The sequence below is a fragment of the Lentimicrobium sp. S6 genome (assembly GCF_013166635.1).
Lineage (GTDB): Bacteria > Bacteroidota > Bacteroidia > Bacteroidales > UBA12170 > UBA12170.
This window is the reverse complement of the sequence record NZ_JABKBZ010000187.1, coordinates 1-1,906: the sequence shown is the minus strand read 5'-3', so window position 1 is coordinate 1,906 and position 1,906 is coordinate 1. Positions and strand designations below refer to the sequence as shown.

2 protein-coding genes are annotated in these 1,906 nt (G+C 38.1%); both read right to left on the bottom strand.

From position 1 onward, the window contains the following. Positions 1-286, bottom strand: a 286-nt coding sequence (locus tag HNS40_RS22220; protein ID WP_172284904.1) for a chemotaxis protein CheD, incomplete at its 3' end; no start/stop codon positions are given. Positions 287-341: 55 nt separating this feature from the next. Continuing rightward, positions 342-1,906 (bottom strand): ATP-binding protein (locus HNS40_RS22215; protein ID WP_172284903.1); only part of this gene is annotated, 1,565 nt, incomplete at its 5' end.

Sequence of the window (1,906 nt, the reverse complement as noted above, 5' to 3'; positions counted from 1 at the left end):
TCAACACATTTGCTCCACCAACAAGACAAATTTCAATGTTCTGTTTTGATGAACCCAGTTTGCTCAATTCACTCAATAAATTTGTGATGGCGTTTTCGGCATATTTGTTTTCATCTTCTTTGTTGTCTTTTGGCGATTTACCGGGTAACATTACATGAGCCATTCCACCAATTTTTGTAGATATATCGTAGGCAACAACCGCCACACAAGAACCCAATGGCGTCGAGCGAATAAATCCATCTCCTGAGCCCGTAGCAAGGCATCCGGTTGCGACTAGTTTTTCCATTGTTGAGAATTATTGCTTTTGTCCCTCTTATTTGTATCCTTTTGTGGTTCAAATCTCATTTGCCGAAATACTTTTGTATTAATGTCTTTAGTTCAGCTTTATTAATTGGTTTTGAAATATAATCGTTGCATCCCGCTTCTATTGCTTTTTCCTTGTCACCCGATAAACCAAAGGCTGTTTGGGCAATGATGATTACATCGCTGTTAAATTTTCGAATTTCGTGGGTGGCATCATAGCCGTTCATGCCGGGCATTTTGATGTCCATGAGTATGAGATCCGTTTCAGGATTCTCCCGGCATTTATCAATGGTTTCATGTCCGGTTTTTGTGTAAATGATTTTGTTAAAAGTGTTTTTAAAGATGGTGTTAAAAAACATTGCACTAATTTCATCATCCTCAGCAATAATTACCGATAAATTACTTAAAGATACTTGCGGTTCTTTATTTGTGTTCTCTTTGGCATCGCTTTCTTTCACAAACTGTTTAGTGTAAGGAATGCTAAAGGTGAATGTGGAACCTTCTCCTTCTTTAGATTTTACGCTGATGTCACCACCCAGCATTTCAACATAAGACTTTGCAATGGCAAGCCCCAGTCCCGAGCCTTCAAATGCTCTTCTATCTTCAATATCAGCTTGTTCGAAACGATTAAAAATAGCATCAGTCCTGTTTGCTGGAATTCCTATTCCCGTGTCTTTTACATAAAATTCCAGGACATCAATATCCTGCTCTTTTTTTAGTGAGCAAGCAAAAGTAATTTTTCCCTGATCGGTAAATTTAATCGCGTTTTTAATCAGGTTGATAAGTATTCCTTCCAGTATGTGTTTGTCGGTAACAAAGCGTGCTTCACTGTCCGAAAGGCTTGGTTTATAAATTAGTTCAAGTCCTTTTGATTGAGCCTGGTGGTAGAAAAAATTATACTGTTCTTCGAGAATCTCGTTTACCGATACCTCCGATTTTGAAACCTTAACCTCCCCGGCTTCAATTCTCGAAATATCCATAATATCAGTAACCGTGGCAATCAGTCTTTCGCTGCTTCTATTTATAATGTCGAAAAATTGTTGTTTCTCTTCATCATCAATTTCGGAATCTTGCAGAATTCCAATAAAGCCTGTTATTCCGTTTAGTGGTGTGCGTATTTCGTGGCTCATATTATTCAGAAAAGCAGTTTTTAAGCGGTTGCTTTCTTCGGCTTTTTCTTTGGCCAGAATCAAATCGGTGTTAAGCAGTTTTAGTTCAGTAACGTCCTGATTAATGACCTGAAAATGTTTTTCTCTATTCCAGATGACTTCTTTTCGCCACACTCTCAGGTGCCTGATTTCTCCATTTTTTCGCAGGATGCTTTTTTCGTAATCATAAACATCTCCACCTGTTTGCCTGATTGTTTTTCTTTCCTGATGTTTCTGATAGCTTTGCTCGGTGTATCGGTCTATTACTTTAGTTTTATGAAATTCGTCTGGAGTAGAGAATTCATAAATATCCAAAAGTGCTTTGTTGACATAGATGGTTTTTCCTTTCTGGTTTACAATTCTGATACCTAATGGCGACTCATCGATGGAGTGTCTGAAGTTGTCCTCGGCTTGTTTACGCTCGGTGATGTCTTCAGCTACTTTAATATAATTGA